This window comes from Mycobacterium sp., from assembly GCF_052145595.1.
Classification (GTDB): domain Bacteria; phylum Actinomycetota; class Actinomycetes; order Mycobacteriales; family Mycobacteriaceae; genus Mycobacterium.
In genome coordinates this window covers 1-4551 of record NZ_JBKQOI010000027.1, presented here as the reverse complement: position 1 = coordinate 4551, position 4551 = coordinate 1, and the positions used below count along the sequence as shown (strand labels likewise).

5 protein-coding genes are annotated in these 4551 nt (G+C 63.4%); 3 read left to right on the top strand and 2 right to left on the bottom strand.

Annotated features, from left to right (window positions below; translation table 11 throughout):
* Positions 1-190: 190 nt before the first annotated feature.
* A complete protein-coding gene (locus ACLP4W_RS01950) occupies positions 191-577 on the bottom strand; it encodes a DUF2237 family protein (protein ID WP_442383592.1) in 387 nt (128 codons plus the stop codon).
* A 439-nt stretch (positions 578-1016) separates the two neighbouring features.
* Between ACLP4W_RS01950 and ACLP4W_RS01945 the strand changes: the two genes are divergently transcribed.
* The 3 genes from ACLP4W_RS01945 to ACLP4W_RS01935 all read left to right on the top strand — a co-directional run bounded on the left by ACLP4W_RS01945 (position 1017) and on the right by ACLP4W_RS01935 (position 3286).
* Positions 1017-1523, top strand: coding sequence for an NINE protein (locus tag ACLP4W_RS01945; protein ID WP_442383590.1), 507 nt, complete (start codon positions 1017-1019; stop codon positions 1521-1523).
* 56 nt (positions 1524-1579) lie between these two features.
* Positions 1580-1966 (top strand): hypothetical protein, encoded by a 387-nt coding sequence (locus tag ACLP4W_RS01940; RefSeq protein WP_442383588.1) that lies wholly within the window; start codon positions 1580-1582, stop codon positions 1964-1966.
* Positions 1967-2128: 162 nt separating this feature from the next.
* Positions 2129-3286, top strand: a complete 1158-nt coding sequence (locus tag ACLP4W_RS01935) for a cellulase family glycosylhydrolase (RefSeq protein ID WP_442383586.1) — start codon at positions 2129-2131, stop codon at positions 3284-3286.
* A 51-nt stretch (positions 3287-3337) separates the two neighbouring features.
* Here the strand turns inward: ACLP4W_RS01935 and ACLP4W_RS01930 are convergent.
* A partial coding sequence (locus ACLP4W_RS01930; protein WP_442383584.1) for a PASTA domain-containing protein occupies positions 3338-4551 on the bottom strand: 1214 nt, incomplete at its 5' end.

Sequence of the window (4551 nt, the reverse complement as noted above, 5' to 3'; positions counted from 1 at the left end):
CTGACGCTGGACATCGGTCAGCTTGGGCGATGTCAGATCGTCGAAGTCGATGTCATCTACCGCAGAACCCACCGGATCCCCTCGTCGACGTGTCCGTTCGACAAATATGACAGAGACGGTAGACGCGGCGAGGATTCCTCGTTAAGCCACCTCGCCATGGATCGGCGGCCATGCCGTCGCTGAAGTAGCTCTACAGGTTGGCGAGGTCGTCGGGCACGTCGACCTTGTGTTCCTGAAGCGCCTCGAGGGGCACGACCTCGAGGGTGCGCTCGTGGGTGGAGGCCAACACCACGGGCGCGGCGCACCCGTCGTGGTGGGCCCGAAGCCAGTTCAGTGCGGTGACGCACCAGCGGTCACCGGGCAGGAGGCCGGGGAACCGGTACTCGGGGACCGGCGTCAGCAAGTCATTGCCGATGGAACGCTGGTGCTCCAGAAATTCAGCGGTCATTACGGCGCAGATGGTGTGGCGGCCGAGATCCTCGGACCCTGTCGAGCAGCAACCGTCGCGGTAGTAACCGGTGAGCGGTTCCGTGCTGCATGGTTCCAGTGGACCGCCCAGCACATTGCGATCAGGCACGTGCTTAGTATTGCGCTCTCGAGGGAGAAGTTTGAAGGAACTTCGCCATCCGCGTCGCGGCAAATTCGCCCGGTGTTCATACATACGCGTGACGCCGCCAGCCGGTGGCCGGAAAGCGCCGACGAAATCTCGCCAGCCCTTCCGGATGCCAACGCTGTGACTGAGGCCGAGGCCGTCACGGTCTGCAGACCTTGCATCGCATTGCCGACGGCGTGAGAACTTATGCCGGCCACGGCCGGGTCGAATGACATGGACTGCACTGGCGGTACTCCCTTACGTGACCACCCCCCGGAACGATGTCATGAACGATAGTATTAGTAGACTATTGTTTGTGTATATAAAAGTAGCACACAGAAATAGTTGTGGTGCGCGACACACCTGTAAGCCGAATCGACCCTTGTCTGGACGGCCGGACAAGGGGCGGTGTTAACTCCAGCCAATGTCGACGCCGAACCAGCCCGAAAACCCCTCCGGCGAGCCGCCTTGGGGATGGCAGCCGCCAGGTTGGGCATCACCCCAGAATCCGGCTACGCCACCGCCGCCGGGACATCCCGCCCAACGGGGATATCCGGGCCAACCGGGTTATCCGAACCCATCCCCGTACACCGGATATCCGCCGTATCCCGGTTATCCGGGGATCGCAGTCGATCCTCAAGCGCCATTCGGGCGTGATCCCGCCACGGGGATGCCGCTGTCGGACAAATCCGCCACGACGGCCGGGTTGTTGCAGCTGTTCCTTGGTTTGTTCGGCATTGGCCGCTTCTACATCGACTCGACTCAGATCGCCGTCGCTCAGTTGTGTCTGGGTCTCTTCGGGACCATGTTCAGCCTGTTCTGCTTTCTCGGCTTTCCGGTCCTGCTCGCCGGCATCGTCTGGGCGATCGTTGACGCAATCATGATGTTCACCGGCAGCGTTCAAGACAACCACGGCCGCAAGCTGCGTTGATCGTTCTCTGACCAATCGGCACTACTGAAGGCCGATTGCGTTGTAGGTTCTGCGGTGTGATTATCACCGGGGCGTTCCTGGCGGAAGCCGCTGCGACGGTAGACAACAAACTCAATGTGTCGGGCGGCGTGGTTTCGAGGTTTGCGGTCGGGCCTGACCGGTTGGCCCGCTTCATGCTTGTGGTGCTGACGCAGGCCAGCGCCGACGATTCGGACCGGCGGATTGATGTGGAGATCAAGCCTCCAAGCCTTGATCGGCCGCTGTACAAGTGGTTCGACGCGCCAGAAGCCGCCGTCGGCGAATTCCCGGGATTCGCCTTTTTCGAAATCGACGTGCGGCTGCCGTCCGATGGCCGCTGGATTATCGACGTGACCAGTGGCGGCCAAGGGGTTTCACTTCCGCTAGTCGTGAGTGCCTGGACACCCGAGCCACTTGGCATCTAGCGATCCGACGGCCGACTCAGGCTCCCGCTGGCGGCCGCGGGGATCCCACGGAGTGCGCTGAATGCTGCCTGATGACAACGAGATAACGATTTCCACCTCAAGCCGTCGCGACGCGCTGACCAAATGCCGGTTACATCGGCCCGCGAAATCTATCGTCATTTTGTGAACCGTCGAACGGCCATGAAGCTACCGCTGCTGCTGGCGGCGGGCGCTGCACTGGCTCAAGCACCTCGCGGCTCCGCGGAACCACCCCGCTCCTCCGGCGAATCAAGCCGGTGGTCACCCGAGCGCGCCAACCGCTGGTACCAAGCTCAGGGGTTTCTCGTCGGCGCGAACTACATCACCTCAAACGCCATCAATCAGCTCGAGATGTTTCAGGCCGACACCTTCGACCCCCGGCGCATCGATACCGAAATGGGGTGGGCCAGGTTTCATGGGCTCAACAGCGTGCGGGTGTTCCTCCATGATCAGCTCTGGACCCAAGATCCCTGGGGCTTTCACACACGTCTCGCGCAGTTCGTCGGCATCGCGGCCCAGCACCGCATCAAGCCGCTGTTTGTTTTCTTCGACTCGTGCTGGGACCCGTTCCCCAAACTGGGTCCCCAGCGCCCGCCGAGGCCTGGGGTCCACAACTCGGGCTGGGTGCAGAGCCCGGGCGCTGAACACCTTGGCGATCCCGGCTACACCCGCGTCCTGCACGATTATGTCACGAGCGTTTTGACCCAATTCCGCAATGACGACCGCGTTTTGGGCTGGGACCTGTGGAACGAGCCCGACAATCCCGCGCGCGTGTACCGCAACGTCGAGAGGAAAGACAAGCAGGAGCGCGTCGCAGAGTTGCTCCCCCAGGTGTTCCAGTGGGCACGTTCAGTTGATCCCAGTCAACCACTGACAAGTGGCGTGTGGCGCGGCGATTGGGCACAGCCGCAGGGCCGCAGCGCCATCAGTGAATTCCAACTGGACAACGCCGACGTGATCACATTCCACTCATATGCCGAACCCGCGGGCTTTGAGTCCCGAATCAACGAGCTTGCCCCACTGGGACGCCCAATCATCTGCACCGAGTACATGGCCCGGCCCCAGGGCAGCACCGTTGAGGCAATCCTGCCCGTTGCGAAGCGTCACAACGTTGGCGCCTTCAATTGGGGGTTGGTCGCTGGAAAGACCCAGACGTACTTCCCATGGGACTCGTGGGATCACCCCTACACATCGATCCCGAAAGTCTGGTTTCACGACCTGCTTCAACCCGATGGACGTGCCTATCGGGACATCGAAACTCAAACGATTCGGGGGCTGGCCGGCGGGCAAGGCCCGGCTTAAACCTCACGGTCTTGGCGGCCTGAGCTGCGCCAAGAGCTAGAGGGTTTTCGGCTAGCCAGGTGGTTGCGGCGGCGGCGGCGGTCCGAGCACCGGCAGGGTGATCGGCGGCAGCCCAGGGATCTGGATGACCACTGGCGGGGGAGGGCTTGGGCCGCTTGGACCGCCGATATCCGGCCCACCAATCGGCTCCCGCTGCACCGGAGCCGGCGGCGGTGGCGGCGCGATCCCGTTGCTGATGTTGATCGTGATGATCGACCCGGGGATGGTTTGACCGCTCGGGGTGGTCCCCGCCACGGCACCATCGGGCTCGTAGCTGTTCACCGAGGTGGGCTGGTCAGCGACCTGGAAACCGGCGTCCTTGAGGCGCTGACGCGCCGCGTCCACCTTCAGACCGGACACATCGGGTACCCGGCCGCCCGGCGCGCCGTCGACGTAGCGCGGATCGGTTGACGGCAGACGCACGTCGCCGAAATCGGTGGCGACGGGCTTCATCGCCTCGAACCAGGTGCGGGCGGGCTCGCTACCGCCATAAAGGTTGCCGCTGCCGCACCTGCGCAGCGGGAATGAACAGATGCCCGAGGGTGTGCTGGTGTCGTCGAAGATGTAGTTCGCCGCCGCGTAGTTGTTGGTGAAACCGACGAATCCCGACGATCGATGCGACTCGGTGGTGCCGGTCTTGCTCGACAGCGGCAGGGTCCAACCCACCGCGCCGGCCGAGCCCGCGGCAGTGCCGCTGCCCTGGTCGTCCTTGCTCAGGGCGTTCGCGAGCGTGTTCGCCAGTCCTTCCGGCACCACCTGGTCACAGGGCTCGGTGGCTACGGATACCGGGTTTCCCTTGCGGTCGAAGATCTTGTCGATCGGGCTCGGCGGGCACCACATGCCGCCGGACGCGAGGGTCGCCGCCACATTGGAGAGCTCGAGCGCGTTGAGCTGGAACGGACCCAAAGTGAACGAGCCCATGTTCTGTTGCTTGATCAAATCGGCCAAGCTTTCGCTGCCTGCCGGATCGTAGGCGCGCGCCGTTCCCGGAATCGCGTAGGACCGCAGCCCCAGCCGGACCGCCATGTCGACCGCCCGCGGCACCCCGACGAGCTGAATCAGCCGCGCGAACGCGGTGTTCGGCGAGGTGGCCAGGGCGTCGGTAACGTTCATCGAACCGCGGTAGCGGCCCGCGTTTGCCACGCACCAGGTTTCCTTGGGACAGCCGGGTTTATCGCTGCTGCCCAAGCCTTTGGCTTGAAAGAAGCCCGGCACCTGCAGCTGAG

Bases quoted from the DNA above. Each gene is read 5' to 3' on its own strand.
- ACLP4W_RS01945 (WP_442383590.1), top strand. From the start codon at position 1,017: ATGTCGACGCCGAACCAGCCCGAAAACCCCTCCGGCGAGCCGCCTTGG.